The organism is Pseudaminobacter soli (ex Zhang et al. 2022) (assembly GCF_014595955.1).
In the GTDB taxonomy this organism is placed as follows: Bacteria; Pseudomonadota; Alphaproteobacteria; order Rhizobiales; family Rhizobiaceae; genus Kumtagia; species Kumtagia pseudosoli.
Window position 1 is genome coordinate 172,576 of record NZ_JABVCF010000006.1, and the last position, 19,416, is coordinate 191,991.

The 19,416-nt window shown below is 63.8% G+C and carries 11 protein-coding genes; 6 read left to right on the forward strand and 5 right to left on the reverse strand.

The window, feature by feature from the left end:
- Window positions 1-152 precede the first annotated feature (152 nt).
- From HUI96_RS12955 to HUI96_RS12965, 3 genes are all read left to right on the forward strand, one after another.
- Window positions 153-1,811: an extracellular solute-binding protein gene (locus tag HUI96_RS12955; protein WP_188255075.1), complete on the forward strand. Its 1,659-nt coding sequence runs from the start codon at window positions 153-155 to the stop codon at window positions 1,809-1,811.
- Between the two features lie 119 nt (window positions 1,812-1,930).
- Window positions 1,931-3,034 (forward strand): carbohydrate ABC transporter permease, encoded by a 1,104-nt coding sequence (locus HUI96_RS12960; protein ID WP_188255076.1) that lies wholly within the window; start codon window positions 1,931-1,933, stop codon window positions 3,032-3,034.
- On the forward strand, window positions 3,031-3,948 hold the full coding sequence (locus tag HUI96_RS12965; RefSeq protein ID WP_188255077.1) for a carbohydrate ABC transporter permease: 918 nt from the start codon (window positions 3,031-3,033) through the stop codon (window positions 3,946-3,948). Before HUI96_RS12960 ends, HUI96_RS12965 begins: the two co-directional genes overlap by 4 nt.
- A gap of 12 nt (window positions 3,949-3,960) precedes the next feature.
- Here the strand turns inward: HUI96_RS12965 and HUI96_RS12970 are convergent, their stop codons facing one another.
- Window positions 3,961-4,701 (reverse strand): creatininase family protein, encoded by a 741-nt coding sequence (locus HUI96_RS12970; protein WP_188255078.1) that lies wholly within the window; start codon window positions 4,699-4,701, stop codon window positions 3,961-3,963.
- Between the two features lie 3 nt (window positions 4,702-4,704).
- Window positions 4,705-5,268 carry an SIS domain-containing protein gene (locus HUI96_RS12975; RefSeq protein WP_188255079.1) on the reverse strand — a complete coding sequence of 188 codons (564 nt, stop codon included), beginning with the start codon at window positions 5,266-5,268 and terminating at the stop codon, window positions 4,705-4,707.
- A 220-nt stretch (window positions 5,269-5,488) separates the two neighbouring features.
- On the opposite strand from HUI96_RS12975, the gene HUI96_RS12980 reads away from it, so the two are divergent.
- The 3 genes from HUI96_RS12980 to HUI96_RS12990 all read left to right on the forward strand — a co-directional run bounded on the left by HUI96_RS12980 (window position 5,489) and on the right by HUI96_RS12990 (window position 7,728).
- Window positions 5,489-6,538 (forward strand): aldo/keto reductase, encoded by a 1,050-nt coding sequence (locus HUI96_RS12980; RefSeq protein ID WP_188255080.1) that lies wholly within the window; start codon window positions 5,489-5,491, stop codon window positions 6,536-6,538.
- A gap of 8 nt (window positions 6,539-6,546) precedes the next feature.
- The gene (locus tag HUI96_RS12985) at window positions 6,547-7,368 is read left to right on the forward strand and encodes an alpha/beta hydrolase (RefSeq protein WP_237684118.1); all 822 of its coding nucleotides are present in this window, start codon (window positions 6,547-6,549) and stop codon (window positions 7,366-7,368) included.
- 123 nt (window positions 7,369-7,491) lie between these two features.
- A complete protein-coding gene (locus HUI96_RS12990) occupies window positions 7,492-7,728 on the forward strand; it encodes an Lrp/AsnC ligand binding domain-containing protein (protein ID WP_188255082.1) in 237 nt (78 codons plus the stop codon).
- Between the two features lie 47 nt (window positions 7,729-7,775).
- On the opposite strand, the gene HUI96_RS12995 is transcribed toward HUI96_RS12990, so the two are convergent.
- From HUI96_RS12995 to HUI96_RS13005, 3 genes are all read right to left on the reverse strand, one after another.
- Window positions 7,776-8,573 carry a heme ABC transporter permease gene (locus HUI96_RS12995; RefSeq protein ID WP_188255083.1) on the reverse strand — a complete coding sequence of 266 codons (798 nt, stop codon included), beginning with the start codon at window positions 8,571-8,573 and terminating at the stop codon, window positions 7,776-7,778.
- Window positions 8,574-8,631: 58 nt separating this feature from the next.
- Entirely contained in the window at window positions 8,632-10,398 is a 1,767-nt protein-coding gene (locus HUI96_RS13000; protein ID WP_188255084.1) for a glucan ABC transporter ATP-binding protein/ permease, read from the reverse strand.
- 219 nt (window positions 10,399-10,617) lie between these two features.
- On the reverse strand, window positions 10,618-19,185 hold the full coding sequence (locus HUI96_RS13005) for a GH36-type glycosyl hydrolase domain-containing protein (RefSeq protein ID WP_188255085.1): 8,568 nt from the start codon (window positions 19,183-19,185) through the stop codon (window positions 10,618-10,620).
- Window positions 19,186-19,416: the final 231 nt, after the last annotated feature.

A 19,416-nucleotide genomic window follows, 5' to 3' on the forward strand; every position in this document is an offset into this window, starting at 1 on the left:
ATGCTCTACAGGCGCATCTAAGACGTTGCGCTACCGAACGGGCCGCTGGGAGGTTCGCCCGTTCTGGATCTCAATAGGGGGAAAGATCTTGCAGATGGCGGCCACGGCCGCCGAACTCTGCATGGTCAGCAGCATGTCTGGGAGGAAATGACATGAAGGTCGACATCTACAACCATCTCATGCGCATGGGTGCCACACGGCGCTCCGTGCTCAAGGGGGCCGCGAGCGTGGCCGCGCTCAGCGCTCTCTCATCAGCCGGCCTTGGCGCAATGACGAAAAGCGCTGCGGCGCAGGACGACCTGCGTGCCCAGATCCTGCAGATCCCGGGCGTAGGCAAAGGCTCGCCGACGGACGCAGACTGGCAGAAGGTCGGCGAACTCTGTCTCGCCGCCACGAAGGCCAGTGTGAAGGAGGGCGAATTCGCCGGCGTCGAACTCACCTTCATGGGCCTCAACAACCAGAACCTGCACAACTTCCTGTTCCGCGGCTTCCTGAAGCCGTGGGAGGCTTATACCGGCGCCAAGATCAACTGGATCGACCTCGCCCAGGCCGACTACAACGCCCGCCTGCAGCAGTCGATCGCCACCGGCACCGTCGATTTCGACGTCCTTGAGATGGGCGCGCCTTTCGAGGGCGACACCGCGGGCAAGGGCCTGCTCGACGAGATGCCCGACTGGGTTAAGACGCAGATCGAGGCGGACGACCTCGTCGGCTACCTGAAGCCGCCGGTCGGCACCTGGGACGGCAAGACCTACCGCGTCACCATCGACGGCGACTGCCACACCTTCGCCTACCGCAAGGACTACTTCACCGACCCGGCGATCACCGCGGCGACCGGCCTGACCGAAATGCCGACCACCTGGCAGCAGGTCAACGAGTTCTCCAAGAAGGTGAAGGGCCAGAAGGATCCGTTGACCGGGATGGATGCCTACGGCTTCCTCGACCCGATGAAGGGCTGGGGCGGCTTCGGCTTCTACTTCCTCGAAGACCGCGCGACCGCCTACGTCAAGCACCCGGACGAGAAGGCCTGGCTGTTCGACCCGGACACCATGAAGCCGCTCGTCAACAACCCGGGCTGGGTGCAGGCCATCCAGGACGTGATGGACCTGATCGCCGCCGGCGCCTATCCGCCGGACCAGATCAATGCCGACCCGGGCACCACGGCATTCCAGCAGTTCCTCGCCGGCACCGGCGCGGCGCTGACCTGGTGGGGCGACGTCGGCTCCAATGCCCGCACCTCCGACACCTCCGTCGTCGGCGATGTCGTCGGCTTCTCGATCCTGCCCGGATCGGACAGGGTCTACAACGCCAAGAAGGGCGAATGGGAAACGCCGGCAGGCGGCAACTTCGCCCCGAACATGGCCTATATCGGCTGGGGCATCTACGTGACCAACCGCGTCTCCGGCGACGAGAAGAAGCGCAAGGCGGCATGGTCGGCGGCGGCCCATCTCGGCGGCAAGGAACTGAGCCTCTGGACTTCGGCCTATCCGTCCGGGTTCCAACCCTATCGCCAGTCACACTTCCAGTACGACGAGTGGGAGAAGGCGGGCTACGACCGCGCGTTCATCGAGGACTATCTCGGCTCGAACCTCGACAGCTACAACCACCCGAATGCGGCGATCGAACCCCGTATCCCCGGCATCTTCCAGTACTACTCGGTCGCCGAGGACGAACTGGCGAAGGGGTTTGCCGGCCAGTACAAGTCGGCGCAGGAGACGGCGGACGCAATCGCCGCAGCCTGGGAGAAGATCACCGACCAAATCGGCCGCGAGAACCAGATCAAGCTCTACAAGGCCTCTCTGGGCCTGTGAGTTGAGAAATGGGGTGCGTGCGCCAAGCGCGCACCCTGCCCTTCCGGCGGGTTGACGCGGATTTCCGCGCCGGACCCTGGAAACGACATCATGCAACCCGCCAGCCGACCATTTAAGACATGAGCCAGGGCGATCTCCTTCACGTCGTGACCGCGGACGATATTTCCGAGGGACGGCAGCGATTCGGCCGTGGCATCGTATGGGGCTCGGCCGCCCTGTTGGCAGCGGTGGCGATAGCGCAGACGGCGCAGCGCCTCGGCTATGCCGATCTCGGCTTCGAGACCTGGCGGCCGACACTCCATGCCTACATCCTCTGGGCGATCTGCCTGTGCTGGAGCCAGGTGCTGATCCGCGGCGAGCACGGCAAGCGCACGCTCTTCGTACTTCCGGCGGCGCTCTTCGTCGTATCTCTGACGGTCTTCCCGCTGCTGTTCGGCCTGGTCATCGCGTTCTCGAACTGGAACCTGTCCTCGCCGGTCGGGCGCCAGTTCAACGGCTTGGACAATGTGCGCCAGATGTGGAACGACCCGTTCTACTGGAACGCGCTTCGCAACATGGTCTGGTACTCGCTGGCGATCCTGGTCGAGTACGCCATCGCCTTCGGCCTCGCCCTGCTTCTCAACGCCGAAATCCGTGCGCGAAAATTCTTCCGCGTGGCCTTCCTGCTGCCGCTGATGCTGTCGCCGGTCGCCGTCAGTTGGATGATCGGGAAGTCGATGCTGGAACTGCGCTTCGGTCCGATTGCGGGCTTCGCCCGCTTCCTTGGCTGGGACAACCCGTCCTTCTTCGGATCGCCCGAGATCGCCCGGCTGACCATCATGGTCCTGGACGCCTGGACGTTCATTCCGTTCATGATGATCATGATCCTGGCCGGGCTGCAGGCGATCCCGAAGGAACTGACCGAGGCAGCCAAGGTCGACGGCGCAGGCCCATGGAAGACGTTCTGGGAGATCACCTTCCCGCTGATGCTGCCGGTGTCGATCACCGCCATCCTCATCCGCATCATCTTCAAGCTGAAGCTGGCCGACATCGTCATCAACCTGACCGCGGGCGGCCCCGGCGGCGCGACCGACACGGTGACGTCCTTCATCTTCCGCGAATATCGCGATCGCTCCAATGTGGGCTACGGGACGCTGCTCGCCATGGTGTATCTGGTGATCATCATCATCGTGATGACGATCCTGATGAAGCTCGCCGAACGCCTCGCGAGGCCCCGGACATGAAAGAGCAGATTTTTCGCGACAGCGACGGCGATGCGTCCTTTAGGGCGAGGCGGCTGGCCGGCAGGACGGTCATATACCTGCTGCTGATCGCCTGGGCGATCGTGTGCCTCTTCCCGATCTACTGGACGGTGACGACCAGCTTCAAGATCGCGCCCAACGTGATGAAGGGCGCGCTGATCCCGTGGGTCGACTACCAGCCGGCCTGGCTCGGCTGGCGCTCGCTCGGCCTGTCGCCCGATACGATCGGCGCGGAGAGCACGGTCCGCAGCGAATTCCTGAAGCGCTTCTTCAATTCGGCGATCGCGGCCGTGGCGTCATCGACGATCGCGGTGATCCTGGGCTCGCTCGCGGCCTATGGCCTGTCGCGGTTCTCCTATCGCTTCACCTTCATGAAGAATGCCGACATCTCGTTCTTCTTCCTGTCGCAACTGATCCTTCCGCCGGTGGTGCTCGCCCTGCCATTCCTCGTGCTCTACAAGGAACTGGCGCTGCTCGACACGCAGATCGGCCTCATCCTTCTCTACACGCTGACGGTGCTGCCGATCGTCATCTGGATCATGCGCGACCAGTTCGAGTCGATCCCGACAGAACTCGAGGAAGCGGCTCTCGTCGACGGCCTCTCGATCTGGGGCGCCTTCTTCAGCGTCATCCTGCCGATCGCACTCCCCGGCATGGTCGCGGCCTTCATCCTCAGCCTCGTACTCACCTGGAACGAGTACTTCTTCGCCGCACTGCTAACGTCCACTCATGCCAACACGCTGCCGGTCATGGTCGCCTCGCAGACGGGCAGCCAGGGCATCAACTGGTGGGCGATGGCGGCGCTCTCCTTCGCCGCCATCCTGCCGCTGATCGTCATCGGGGTGCTGCTGGAGCGCTATCTGATCAAGGGCATGACCGCGGGCGCGGTGAAGTAGGCGGCTGGCGTGTCAGCCGAGCAGTTTACGCAGCCGCTGTAGGATCATGTCGCGGCCACGCTCGCCAATCTCGCTGCTCGCATCCTTCGCACTCGCCGTGTACCAGCCCTGGTTCTCGTCCACGCGTTCCATCTCGACGGCCTCGGGACAAAGCGCCAGCATCAGCGACGTCTCGCCCTCGCCGGCATGGTCGAACGGATAGTTTGCCAAGATATCCGGCGACATCAGCGGGTGCACTTGCACCCAGTTGAACGGATTGGCGCCCGCTGCGTGATCGGCATAGTAATTGGCTGAAGCCTCGTCGCCCCACCAGCCCTCGCCGTGCTCCTTTTCCAGGAAGCGGAAGATCGCCTGCCTTCCGGCCGTCTTGAAAGCGAGGTCGGTCGGCATGCCCGCGACGAAGTTCTCGGTCTGGTGATGGATGATGGCGTGGATGTTGCGGAAGCCGATCCTCAGCAGCGAGAAGAAGAGATCTTCTGCGAACGGTGCCAGGCTCCTGCTCTCGACATGTACCGAGCCGCTGCCTTCCGGCGGCGCCACCGCATAGCTCGCGGCGCCATAATAGAAAGGCGGCAGTATCACGATCGGCATCTCGCGCTCGACGAGATCGAGCATCTTGATGACCGCCAGCGTGTCCATTCCGACCGCCATGTGCTCGCCGTGGTATTCGAGCACGCCAAGCGGCAGCACGACCGGCCAGTTCTCGGCGATCGCCGTGCGGAGTTGGTGCGGCAGCATCAGTTCGTAGCGCATTGTTCACTCCATATTGGTGTGGCGGGCGCGCATGGCCTCAGGCGACACGCCGAGCAGCGTCTTCAGCCTCAGCACCATCACTTCGAACAGAACGAACAGGGCGCCCTCGAAGACCGAGCCCATCGGCAGGACGGAAGTTTTCGCCTCGCCCTGGTCGCTCGCCATGGTCTGGGCCGGGATGACGATCATGGAATCTGCAAGGCGCCCGGCGCTGCTCTCCGGCTGGGCGGTTATCAGAAGGTTGTAAGCGCCGGCATTCTTGGCGACGTTCATCAGGGCGGTCATTGTGGCAAGTTCGCCGGGGCCGGCAGCAACGAGGAAAACGTCGCCTTTCCCGAGCGGCGGCATCGTCACGTCGCCCACAATCGAAACCGGCAAGCCCAGGTGGAAGAGCCGCATCGCAAAGCCCTTCATCTGCAAGAGTTCGCGCCCGCAGCCCGCGACCCCGATGTGCCGAGCCCGCGCCAGTGTCTCGCAGCCCGCCTCGATCGCGCTTTCGTCCACTCCGGTCAGTGCACCGCCGAGTTCGGAAAGCGCGGCCTTCATTTGGCGTTGAAACTTACTCATGAGAGTTCCGCCATGAGATCCTTGTTGCGCCGGTAGAGCTCCTTGAAGATGCGGCAGAAGGATCGGCGCAGAACTTGCTTCTGAATTTCTCTGCCACTTTGTCCTCAATGGTTATGTTTCGGTAGCTAGCAACGGGGAAAAACTCTGTCCAATGTTCCCGGCCACTTTTGACCGAACCAGTCTGTGCTAGTCTCCCGGTCCAGTTGGAGGAGGAGGTTCCATGAGGGTTCGGCATTTCGATCGGCTGGGCAATGGGGGGCTGGATTTCACCGAACTCGGCTTCGGCTCAGCACCACTGGGCAACCTCTATCGGCCGATCTCCGAGGACGAGGCACAGGCGGTGCTCGAGGCCGCGTGGGACGGCGGTATCCGCTACTACGACACGGCGCCGCTCTATGGCCTCGGCCTGTCCGAAACACGGCTGAACCGCTTCCTGCGCGGCAAGCGCCGGGACGACTATGTGCTCTCGACCAAGATCGGCCGGTTGCTGCAGGTCTGCGCTCCCGAGGAGCGCACGGGCATCGGTAAGTTCTTCGACACGCCCTCGCGCCGCGAGGTCTACGATTACAGCCGCGACGGCGTGTTGCGCTCGTTCGAGGCTTCGCTCGAGCGGTTGGGCGTCGACCGCGTCGACATCCTCTTCGCCCACGATCTCGATATCTTCACCCACGGCAGCAAGGAAACGGCGGACGCGCGGATCGAGGAGTTCATGGCCTCCGGCTACGATGCGCTGGTCTCGCTGCGCGACCAGGGCGTGATCAAGGCGTTCGGCGCGGGGATCAACGAGTGGGAGATGGCCCAGGCGCTGGCCGAACGCGGCGACTTCGACATTTTCCTGCTCGCCGGACGCTACACGCTTCTCGAACAGGAGGCGCTGAACAGTTTTCTGCCGCTCTGCGAACAGCGCGGCATCGGTATCGTACTCGGCGGCCCTTACAACTCCGGCATCCTTGCGACCGGCGCGAAGCCCGGCGCCATGTACAACTACTCCGAGGCGCCGCCCGAGATCCTGAAGCGTGTCGAGCGCATCGAAGCAATGTGCGCCCGCCACGGCGTGCGGCTCATCGAAGCCGCCCTGCGCTTCCCCTTCGCGCATTATTCCGTCGTGTCCGTGATCCCGGGCGGGCAAAGGGTGTCCGAGGTGGTCAGCAACCTAGAACTGATGAAAGCTGACAACCCGGCCGCATTCTGGCAGGACCTCAAGGCCGAGGGCCTGCTACACCCTGCCGCACCGACGCCTGAGGCGTCATTAGACGCACGCAGCGGATGAAAGAAAGCATGGATCACATCATCGACTGGGACGACGCCTACTCCAACCGGGCCTACATTCCGGGCGCAGACGCCATTGCGGAAGATTGGCCCGTTCGATCGAAGGCTTTTCGCGACCAACTCGGGCGAGCCGGTCGCCTCCAGGCAGACATCGCCTATGGACCTCATGTCCGCAACCGGCTCGACCTGTTCCTGCCCGAAGGCAGGCCTAAGGGGCTCGTCGTCTTCGTCCACGGCGGCTACTGGATGTTGTTCGACAAGGAGAGCTTCTCCTTCACCGCAGCCGGACCGGTGGCCGCCGGATACGCGGTCGCGATGCCGTCCTACGTGCTCTGCCCGGAAGCGAGGATCGGCGACATCACCCGGCAGATCGGCGAGGCAGTCACACACGCGGCCTCGCTGATCGAGGGGCCGATTCACCTCTCCGGCCACTCGGCGGGCGGGCACCTAGTCTCTCGAATGGTGTCATCGGCGTCACCGCTCCCGCCGGACGTGCTTAGCCGCATCCGCAGGACTGTCTCGATCTCCGGCGTTCATGACCTGCGGCCGCTGATGAAGACCAGCATGAACCAGACATTGAGAATCGACGAAACCGAAGCGGGACGGGAAAGCCCCGCTCTCCTGCAGCCTGCCGAAGGAATGGAGATCACCTTCTGGGTGGGCGCCGAGGAACGGCCCGAGTTCCTGCGCCAGACTGCCTTGATGGAGGACGCTTGGGGCGCCGGAGCGAAGGTGAATACGGTCGTCGAGCCCAAGCGGCACCATTTCAATGTCATCGACGGCCTCACCGATCCCGATCACCCACTGGTCCGCGCCCTGCTTGTACTGTAAGGGCGGAGCGGAGTAATCGACTTCGCGGAAGTGGTCGCTTTTTGATCGGAGGCGGACACGGCGCGTCGTGCAGCGCGGCGTATAACGGTCTAAGACAAGGGCCGCGGAAATAAAGGAGGTTCCATGCGGGCCGTCTTCGTCCAGCTTCAGTGTGCCCCGGGCAGGACCTATGAGGTCGCGGATGCACTGTACGAACGCGAGGTCGTGTCGGAGTTGTATTCGACCAGCGGCGAATACGACCTCCTGATGAAGGTCTACCTCGAGGACGACGTCGATGTCGGCAAGTTCATCAACGAGAGCATCGCCAACGTGCCGGGCATCGTACGCTCGCTGACCACGCTGACGTTCCGGGCGTTCTGAGCCGCCCGGCGAGACCTTCTCAACTTCCTGCCGCCCGTGGCGGGTGGCTATCCTGACACTTCAACGACCGGCCGGCGGTCCGCGCGGCGGGCTGCCACCTGCCGCAAGGCGGCCACCCGCCGGCGCAGGATCTCGTTGCGCATCGCCATCAGGTGCAGAGTAAAAAACATCAGCGTAAAGCCGAGAGCCATGGCCAGCAGCGGCCAGAGCAGGCTCGGGTGGACGGTGGGGCCGCCCATACGGATTACCGACGCCGGCTGATGGAGCGTGTTCCACCAGTCCACCGAGAACTTGATGATCGGAATGTTGACGAAGCCAACCAGCGTCATGATCGCAGCGGCGCGGGCGGAGCGCCCGGGGTCCTCGATCGCCCGGGTCAGCGAAATGATACCGAGGTACATGAGGAACAGCACGAAGACCGACGTCAGCCGCGCGTCCCAGACCCACCACGTGCCCCACATCGGCTTGCCCCAGATCGAGCCGGTGACCAGCGACAGCGCGGTAAAGACGGCGCCGATGGGTGCCGCGGACCGCAGCGCCACGTCAGCCAGCGGGTGGCGCCAAACCAGCGTTCCGAGAGCCGAGGCCGCCATCAGCGAGTAGCACATCATCGCGAGCCAGGCGAACGGCACGTGGATGTACATGATCCGTACAGTGATGCCCTGCTGGTAATCCTCGGGCGCCGCGAAGGAGAGATAAAGGCCGAAGGCGAGAACGACGAAGGACGCGGCCGCGAGCCAAGGCACTAGCCGGCCGGCCAGTGCCAGGAACCGGGTCGGGTTGGCGATGTCGAACCATCGTGCGGCTCGGGGCGCAGTCTCGGTGCGGGTCGTCGTCTCGCTCATGTGCGTTCACATAGACGCCCGCGCGCCATGCCGCAACGCGACCATGTAGCCGGGACGATCAGGCCGCCTCGGGAATGCGGCTTTGCTGCCGCGCACTATCTTCCGCCAGAAGTCCGCCTGCCCTCAGCAGCGCGGCGAACCTGCCGTTCCTCGAGGATAGCTCTTCGAAGCCGCCCATCTCGACGATCCGGCCCCTGTCCATGAAGATGACTAGGTCGGCATCGCGGACCGTGGTCAGCCGGTGGGCGATGATGAAGGTCGTGCGCCCCTTGCGGAGACTGTCGATGGCTTCCTTGACCCGGGCCTCGGTCTCCACGTCGAGAGCGCTCGTCGCCTCGTCCAGGACAAGGATCGGCGCGTTCTTGAGGATGGCGCGAGCGATCGCGACGCGCTGGCGCTCGCCGCCGGAAAGCTGGCTTCCCCGCTCTCCCACCCGCGTGTCGTAGCCTTCGCTCTTCGACAGGATGAAGTCCTGAGCGGCGGCGGCCGCAGCCGCCGCGTGGATCTCGGTGTTGCGGGCGTCGTGGCGTCCGATCCGGATGTTCTCCTCGATCGAGCGGTCGAACAATCCTGCATCCTGGAACACGGCGGCGATCGACTGCCTCAACGACTGCTTGGTGACGCAACGGACGTCGGCCCCGTCGATCAGGATACGGCCGTGCGTAGGCGTGTGCACGCGCTGGAGGAGGTTGATGATGGTGGTCTTGCCCGCGCCCGTCGGCCCGACGATCGCCACCGTCTGCCCGGCCTTGACGGAGAAGGTGATGTCTTCCAGCCCTTCCCCCGTGTCGGGGAAGGCGAAATTCACATTCTCGAAGCGGACGTGGCCGGCGACGTTGCCCAGGCTCTCCATGCCCTCCGGCTCGATGATCTGCACGGAAGCATCTTCCAACTCATAGAAGGCCTCGAGCTTGGCGCGCCCCTCGAAGATCTGGTTCACGAAGTTCGAGATCTGATCGAGGCGGCTGATCAGGAGCGTGGCGAATCCGGTGAATGCGACGACGTCGCCGATCCGCAACTCGCCCGTCGAGACTAGGAGCGCGCCGATCAGGAGCACCACCATCATCGAGATCGTGGAGGCGAGCCGGTTGAGTGCGCTGGCCAGCGCCCACCAGTCGAGGACCGGGAACTGTGCGTCGAGGAGCCTGCGGGTATAGGCACGCAGGGCCTCGGTCTCCTGGGCGACGCGATTGTAGCTCTGCAGGACCGTGACGTTGCTGACCGTGTCGGTCACGTGGGAGAAAACCTCGTGATAGTGCCCCTCCACCTTCCGCTGGCCGTCCTTGGTCTTGCGCATGACGACGCGGCCGATGGCGACATAGAGCGCGCCGAGAACGAACAGCACCGCAGACAGGCGCCAGTCCATCGCAATCGCGGTGGGAACGAGCAGCAGCAGCGCGACCGCCGTCGAGAGATGCGTGCGCATGAACTCCAGCCAAAGGCTGAAAAGGGTTTCAACCGCGCGCAGGAGCGTATGGAGCGCATTGGAGGTCCCGCGCTTCTGATGCCAGGAGAGCGGCATCGAGATCACATGCTCGAAGGACTCGCACAGGACACCCACGCGCCTGGCATGGGCGAGCCGGTCGGCCCCCCGTGCGACCAGCACGAACGCGATGATATTGAAGATGCCAAGTCCGGCCCAGAGCGCCAGGGGATCCAGCAGGTCGTCGCTTGCGGAGATGGCGTCGATGATCTTGCCGAACAGAATGGGTTCGGCGATCGAAACGCAGCCAAGCGCGATGTTGGCCAAGCAGATAAGGGCGACCTTGTGCTTTTCGGCCGCAAGATAGCGCAACGCCCGCCAGTATACTTCAAGCAATGACACGCCTGTACCCCGTTAACATTTGGTGCGCTGCAAATAGTGCCGGAGAGGTAGCGGCTGCGGCGCGGGACTTCAATGCCCCCCCCGACCACGCAGTTCCTGTTACTTGAACAAAACATCGCTACGGACGGACATCTGCCGTGATTCGGTAACGGGTTGAGAATAAAGAGAAAATAGGCGGTCTTGCGGCGGAATCATGGCGATCGACCCCTGTGCGTTGACCTATGTTCCGGCACCTCTCATGCGAATGACGTTGCTTGCGGATGGCACAGCTTCGCCGGCCACCAGACCAAACGTATGTTCTTCCAGCTTGTTCCCATTGACCGACACGAAATTTTTCCCGCTTTCATGGCTGCGTGAAACCTCAATGCGGTATTCCTGCCCATCGAGCTTAAGAACTGCGGCATAACCTGGCCATTCGGGCGGCAGCGCAGGATCGACGATGATCTCGTCACCCTTTCTGCGGATGCCGAGAATCGCCTCGACTGCCGATCGGTAGAGCCAACCCGCGGACCCGGTATACCAGGTCCAACCCCCTCGCCCTCCCTTGTCCGGGCCGGAATAGACGTCCGCGGCAACCACATAGGGCTCCACGCGATAGCGCTCCGCCGAGATCTCATCGGTTGCGTGGCGCACCGGATTGAGCATCTGAAAGCAGCGCCATGCCTCATCCGCCCGTCCCATCCTGGCGAGCGCGATGACGAACCAGGTGGCGGCGTGCGTGTACTGGCCGCCGTTTTCCCTGACCCCCGGCGGATAGCTCTTGATGTAGCCCGGATCTTTCTCGGTCTGCGAGAACGGCGGCGTGAACAGCTTCACGATTTCCAGTTCGTCGTCGACCAGTCTCGCAACCGCGGACTCCATCGCTTTCCGCGACTTGCCGGGATCGCCGCCGGCCAGCACGCTCCAGGACTGCGCTATCGAATCGATCTGGCATTCCTCAGAGAGATGGGAGCCGAGCGGCGAGCCGTCGTCATAGCTGCCGCGCCGGTACCACTCGCCGTCCCAAGCGGTGCTTTCCAACGCTTTCTTCAGTTTCTTCGCATGCGCTTCCCATTTGTCGGCGCGCGAATCGCCTCGCGACCGGGCAATTGGAATAAAGTCGCCAAGCGTCTTCAGCAGGAACCAGCCGAGCCAGACACTTTCGCCCTGCCCCTCCTCGCCGACGCGGTTCATGCCGTCGTTCCAGTCGCCGCCCAGGATGAGCGGCAAGCCGTTCGCCGACGATCGCTTAATCGCGAGTTGCAGTGCGAGCGCGCAGTGCTCGTAGAGGGTATCCGTCTCGCGTGTCGGCTCGGGCGTGAAGAAGGAATCGTGCTCGCCAGGCTGAAGCTGCGGCCCGGTGATAAAGGGCACCTTCCGGTCGAGGATGCTGTGATCGCCGGTGACCTCGACGTAATGGGCTGTCCCGTGCGCGAGCCAGACCACGTCGTCGGAGATCATGGTCCGCACGCCCGCTCCCGTGCGCGGTAGCCACCAATGTTGGACGTCGCCCTCCACAAACTGGCGGCTCGCCGCATTCAGGATCTGCTCCCGGGCAAGGCTCGGATCGTGGATCAGGAAGGCCAGCGTGTCCTGGAGTTGGTCGCGGAACCCGAAGGCGCCGCTCGCCTGATAGAAGGCCGAGCGCGCACGAATGCGGCAGGCAAGGGCCTGATAGGGCAGCCAGTGGTTGACGATCGCATCAAAACTCTTGTCCGGCGTCGCGACCTGAAGCGTGTCGAGGAAACCCCGCCAATTCGCTTCGTTCTCGACCAGGCGCTCCGCGAAGTTCCTGGCGCGATGGCGGCTGACCAGTGCGCTTGCCTCTTCCGGCGACCCGGCGTCACCGAGCAGCCAGAGCATCGAGAGCTCACCACCGGGCTCGATTTCGACCTCACGCGCCATTGCGGCGCAAGGATCGACACCCGCCTCCACCCGCCCCGAGAGAGCCGCGCCACGAACCACGGCATCAGGCCAGGCGACACTACCGTCACGGCCGAGGAACTCGGCGCGGTCGCTCGTGACCGAGTCCGCCGGCGCGTCGCCGGCTAGGAAGGCGACCCTGTCGAAGAAGTCCGTGCTGTAGGGATTCTGCGCCAGCAGCGCGCCGGTTTCGGCGTCCAGGGACGACACGACGAAGGGAGCCGAACGCGGCCGATTGTTGCCGAGCACCCATTCGACATAGGCATAAACCGTGAGCTTCGCCCGCTGCGAACCCGTGTTCCGGATTTTCAACTGCTGCACCTTTACGGGATCGCGCGCATCCACGATCTGGGTGAGCTCCAGCGCCAGGTTTCCACGTGTGGCACTGAACGTGCTGACTCCCTGACCATGCCGCGCCTCATACACGACCTCGGGGTCGCGAGCCACGGCCGCGAAGGGCGCAAACGCCGTCCCCTCGGCATGATCGAACACATAGATCGCCTCACCCGGCCGGTTCGAGACCGGGTCGTTCGACCATGGGGTGATCTGGAAGTCGCGGCTGTTGCGGCTCCAGGTGAAGGACGCGCCCTCGGCGGAGGTGTGGAAGCCGAATCCGCCGTTGGCGATCACGTTGATCCAGGGATGCGGCGTCGACTTGGTTCCAGACAGCCGGACGACATAGTCACGGCCATCCTCGGCAAAACCGCCGAAGCCATTCCAGAAGTCGAGCTGAGTGGGCTGGGAGCCCAGGTCGCGCGGCTCTTCCTGCGGCGTGAATTCCGCGACAGCCGTCCGCAGTGCTGCAGGGCGATGCTCCGGCGCAGGACGCGCCTGCAGTTCCATTGCCTCCGCCCGCTCGACCTGATCGAGCACGGTCCCGTTGCGGGTATGGATTACGACGCGAGCCGCGCCGAGTAGCGTTCGATAGCTATCCTCCTCGATGAGATCACGCCGCACCGCGAAGATGTGCTGGCGCGGACCGAGTTCAGACCCGCGCACCCGGCTGTTCTCGCAGAGATACTCGATGGCGTGCTGGAGGTCCTGCACATAGGACGAGGCCTGTTCGTTCAGGATCACGATGTCGGCCAGGAGTCCCCTAGCCCGCATGTATTCCTGGCAGCGAAGCGCCTGTGCGACGATCTCGAGGTCGGCGACATCGCCGATCCTCACCACGAAGATCGGAAAATCGCCGGAAATCGCCATCGGCCAGAGCGAAGACTGCCTGCCGAGGCCCGCGGCTATCGTTTCGGGGGCCGGGCGCAGATAAGGATCGGGGTAGATGAGGTAACGCGCAAGCCGCTGGACATTGGCGGCGTCGGCGAGGCTCAGGCCCATGTGGCGGGTCTGCACCTGCGAGCGCGTCCAGGCCAGCATCGACTGTCTTGCAAAGCTCTCTGGATGGTCGAGCAGCGCCACCGCCGATTCGATCTCGCTGCGGCTTGTCCCCACGACCGTCCAGAAGACCAGTTGCACCTTCTTCTTGGCCGGGACACGCACACGTCGGCGCAGCGCCATGATGGGATCGAGTACGAAGCCGGCGCTGCCGCCAAGCGAGGCGCCCGGATCGAGCGCGGCAGGGTTGGCGATGGTCCGGCCGCGCCCGATGAAGGCACGGCGATCCGTCTCCGCCTCGGTGTCCCTGCCGATACCGGACGAATCCGTCACGATATGTGCCGCTTCGATGTCCGGATCTCCCGGCGAGCGCTTCTGCCGACGTGCGAAGATCGCATTTCCGGCGCCCGAGATCTGGGTCTCGACGAACATCTTCGAGAAGGCGGGATGGGCACTGTCGTCCGCCTCGGACGCAAGCGCGATTTCGGCGAACGAGGTGACCTCGATGTGCCGGTCGGTATCGCCTTCGTTGTAGATGGTGAGCCGGCGGCCTTCGCCGTTCGCCTCGGAGGTGACGATGCACTCGAGTTCCGAGCGCAGCGTACCCACCATTTTCACGAAGGTCGCCTTGTCGTCGGTGAAGTGGACGTAGCCCTCCTCCCCGTCGGCACGGCGCGGCTGTACGGTGGCCGACCACCAGTCATTGCTCGCCACGTCGCGCAGGAAGATGAAGGTGCCGTCCCGATCCTCGCTGGGGTCGGCCCGCCAGCGCGTCACGGAGAGGTCGTTGAAGCGGCTGTAGCCGGTGCCAGTGGCCGTGACCATGACGGAATAGCGGCCGTTTGACATCAACTGGGTCGAGCGCAGCGCCCGCGCAGGATCGAGGACGAGGCGGCTGTCGGCCGCGTTGTCCTCCTTCTCGACGCTCACGGCCTCGTCGGCCTCGGTGCGGACCGTCGACACGGGGATTTCGCGCGGCGCCTTCTCCTGCAAGAGCAGTTCCGCAGCCTCGATCACCGGGTCGCTGTGGAAGCGCTCGCGGATGCGGCCCTCGAAGATGACGTTGGCAACCGCGACGATCGACATGCCCTGGTGATGGGCCATGTAGTTTTGGACCACGGCGTACTCGGCGCCCTCCGGCAGGCGCTGAGGCGTGAAATCGACGGCGTCGTAGTAGCCGTAGCGGCCCCTTGCTCCCATCTCTTCCAGCCGTTCGAGATTTCGCACAGCCTCATGCGGCATGATCTGTGCCGCGAGCACAGTGGCATAGGGTGCGATAACCGTGTTCTGCCCCAAGCCGCGCTTGAGGCCGAGGCCCGGCACGCCGAAGTTGGTGTACTGATACGTCATCTCGCGGTCGCGGGCGTTGTACGCCGCCTCGGAGATGCCCCACGGGATTCGCTTGCCGCGACCATACTGGATCTGGCGCTGCACGATCAACTTGTCCGTCTGGTTCAGGATACCGCCCTGAGGCTCCTTCATAACCAAAGGCGGCATCAGGTACTCGAACATCGAGCCCGACCAGGAGATCAGCGCGCCCTTGAAACCGATCTCCACGATGGGGCGGCCGAGCCGGAACCAGTGCTCCGTCTCGATATCGCCCTTCGCGATCGCGAAGAGGCTGGTGAGGCGAGCCTCCGAGGCGAGCAGGTCGTAGCAGGCTTCGTCGAGTTGGTGCTGCTCGACGCGGTAGCCGATCGACAGCAGCTTGCGGTCGCGCCTGAGCAGGAATGAGAAATCCATCTCGAAGGCGAACTTGCGCGTGCGCTCCCGCAATTCGAGCAGCTTCAGGCGCAACAGCTCGACCGCACGGTCGTCGCTGTGTGCGTCCGCCACGTGCGCTTCGCAGGTCGCCTGCAGCTTCGCCGCCCAGTCGGCGAGTATCTCGCTGCGCCCGGAGTTGACCTCGCTATGTATCGCGGTGGCGAGCTTGCGGATCTCTCCGGCCAGGACGGAGAGATTGATCGTCCGGATGGACGCCATTTCCGGCTGCGCCTTTATGGTCTCTACTGCCCTGCGAACGCCTTCGATACGGTCGCGCAGACGCTGGCGCAGGGGTCGGAGCTGCCGGCGATCGTCCGGAAGCTCGTCGAGGCTTTGGTCGAGGATCGCAACGACATCCAACAATCCGTCGAATTCGCCCTGGAGATGGACCGACGGCGCCTCCGCCCAATGGTTGCAGGCAGCGGCGACGGCAATCAGGTGTCCGGCAAGATTGCCGCTGTCCACGCTCGACACATAGGTCGGCAGAAGCGGCTGCAGCGTCTTGGTGTCGTACCAGTTGTAGAGGTGGCCGCGGTGCCGCTCCATCCGCTCGATCGTAGCCATCGTATGATCGATGCGGCTCACCGCCTCGGAAAGGCTGATCCAGCCGAAATCCCGAGCGGAAACGACCGAGAGCAGATAGACGCCGATATTGGTGGGCGAGGTCCGCGGCGCCACGACGGGCGTGGGGGTTTCCTGGAAGTTGTCGGGCGGAAGCATGTTGTGCTCCGCCGTGACAAAGCTCTCGAAATAGGCCCAGGTCCGGCGCGCCACCACGCGCAGCATCTTGCGATCGGCCTTGCTGACCCTGAGGTGATCCTCGGTCTCGGCCGAACGGCTGGTCAGCCAGGCGAAGGCGGGAGAACCTGCCCAGAAAACCGCGAAGAAGAAGGCAATGAAGGCGCCGGTGGAATCGGCGGCGACCGGTATGGCAAGCCCGACGAAGGCAATGACCAGGGCGCCGTACATCATCCGGTAATGGCCGCTTAGGGAATGGTCGCCGAAGCGGTTCGCGTGCGAGGCGGTGCGCCATTCCAGGAGGTGCTTGCGGCTGACGAACAGGCGATAGAGGGTGCGGACGATGGCGTCGGCCATCATCCACGCATTATGCGCGATGAGTACGATCTTCAGTGCCACCATCGCCGTCCCGAACGCAACGTCACGCCACAGCGCACTGAAATGCCCCCGCGCAGTGGCGTCTCTGCTCTTCGGCAGCAGCGCATCGACGATATCGAAGGTTGGCGCCATAAATAAGGACAGGATGAGAAGCGCCTGCCACTGGGCGGCTTGGGTGAACGGCAGGAGAGTCCAGCCGGCGATCGCCGACATCACCCAGAAGATCGGCGTGATCGAGCGCCGGAGATTGTCCACCATCTTCCAGCGCGAGATTGCAGGGATCCCGGACAGCGGATTGAGGATGAACGGCAGGAGTTGCCAGTCGCCACGCGCCCAGCGGTGCTGGCGAGAAGCATCGACCGAGTAGCGGGTCGGATAGTCCTCGACCACCTCGACGTCGGTCACGAGCGCTGCGTGGCTATAGGCGCCTTCGAGCAGATCGTGGCTAAGAACGGCATTCTCCGGTATCCGGCCCTCGAGCGCGGATTCCATCGCGTCGACGTGATAAAGGCCCTTCCCGGTAAAAGTCCCCTCGCCGAACACGTCCTGATAGAGGTCGGAGACGGTGAAGACGTAGGGGTCCAATCCGCGGTTGGCGGAAAACACCCGCTGGAAGAACGATGCCTCGTCGCCCGTCGTCAGGGACGCTGTCACCCTGGGTTGAAGGATCGAATAGCCATGGGTGACCTTGCCGGTCTCGGGATTGTACTCCGGCCGGTTCAGCGGATGGCTGAGCTTGCCCACCAGCTTGTTGACGACACCGCGGGTCATGCGCGTGTCGGCATCAAGCGTGAGCACATAGACTACATCGCCGGGCAGCGGCTGTTCCGGTGGCAGGAAGGTAGTGTCGGCATCGCCGCGCAAGAGCAGGTTCAACTCGTGGAGCTTGCCTCGCTTGCGCTCCCATCCCATCCATACGCCTTCGGACCCGTTGTAGAGTCGGCGGCGGTGCAGGATGTAGAATTTCGGCGCACCCTCGCTCGGATATTTCGCATTAAGCCGCTCGATCTCGGCGCGCGCATAATCCAGGATCTCCAGATCCGCGGCAGTCTGCTCCTCGTAGGCATCGGGCCAGTCCGACAGAAGGGCGAAGTGCAGCGCGCCCTTCATGTTGGAGAGATGATGGACCTCGAGGGTTCGGACACTTTCCTCAACGTCGTCACGCGAATGGATGAGCGAAGGCACGACGACCAGGGTCCGCGCCTCTGGCGGAATTCCTTCCTTGTACTCGTAGCCGGGCAGCCGCGACGGCTCGAGGAAGAGCAGGACGACCTTGTTGAAGATCGACTGCGCAGCTTCGCTGGCGGGCACCGCAAAGAGGACGAGCATGAGCGCAATGGCGGAGCCGGATAGGCCGATGCCTGCAAGCGCCTCGCCTGCTGCCGCCATCAAGAGCACGGTCAGGATGATCACGGGAACGGCAATCCCGATCCAGCCTGCCGACCGGAACGCGCGGACGAACCGCAGCCCGAAGCCCGGTGTGTAGCCGATCGCCTGCTCAAGCTCCGGACGCCGCTCTCCGACGAGGAAGAAACCCACGTCGAAGCGGCCACCGGCCACGCCCTGGTCGGAAGCACCGCTGTTGCGAGCCGCGGCTTCGGCGAGTTCAATGGCGCGCTGGGCAACTTCGAACTCGGACAGGTTGGACCGCTGCGCCAGATCCTCGATCTCGGCGCGGTATTGGTTGCGCGACTCGAAATCGAGTGCGGCGTAGTCGCTGCGCTGCCGTAGCAGTTCGTCGATCCGGCTGACCGCTTCGAACCAGTCCTGCCAGTTGACGTCGTTGACGAGCCGCAGCCCGCGAACGATGTTGCCGGCGGTCATGTTTCCGCTGGAAAGCACCCGGTGCTCGGCCAGCGTGATCTCCTCGGCATCGGAGCCGGATCTTTCCAGTTCCTCCTCGAGCCAGATCAGGGCCTCGCCCGCATTCTCCGAACCATCGCGCAGACGATAGAGGAGTTGCGTGGCGAAGGTCGTGTCGCGGGCATGTTCCGAGTAGCCCGACAGGATGTTGCGGCGCTGCTCTCCGTGGTCGGCGCCGAGCACACGGTCGGCGACCTCGTTGGCGATACGGCGCATCTCCCGTGCGCGCTGCACGCGCACTGCGATGCGGCGCATGTTTTCGACCAGGACGAATCGCAACAGCGAGGGCAGCGCCCAGACTTCACCGATCTTCAGCGGTTCGACGCTCTGATAGCCGTCGACAAGCGCCTTGAGCATCGGTGAGGAAACCGCGCTGTCCGAATGGGCGACGTAGACCCAGGCAATGGCCAGGACGCGCGGCACGCTCCCGCCGCCGGGCAACTGCATCGTCGGCAACTGCCGATAGAAGCGCGGCGGCAGGTCGCGCTTGATCTGATAGATGGACTCTTCGACGAGATAATTGTTGTCGAGCAGCCATTGCGCTGCCGGCGTGATCGTCTCGCTCCGCGCCTGGGCGGCATTGGTCGATCGGTACGCTTCCAGAATCGTGGCAGCGTTCTCACGATGCCGCGCCTGGAAGTCGAACTCATGCAGCCCGTACAGCGCGTCGAGTTCGCCCCGGGCCAGGCTGGCGCCAAGGGCGCGCAGCCGATCCTCCTGGAGAAAAGTCGAGCGGATAGGCTGATCCGCAGCAGCGGGGAAGATCGGGCTGACGGCGCTCACAGCCTCTGGCCGAACCTGAACATTCATTCTCGGAAATTTTCCAATCGCAAAATTGTCCGCCCATCGCACGGCCGAACAAAGCCCTTAAACCGATTTATCGTAGAAAAGTTGCGCTGCAACACGAGCCCGTTCCCGGTTCCTGGGGAAGTTCAGTCGACACGTTGAGACGTCATCGTTCCAGCTTATAGCCGGCCCCGCTGCATTTCACTCCATGGGGGATGCAGAGGGGCGCAAATTTGGCTTTTTCGTGGTAATATC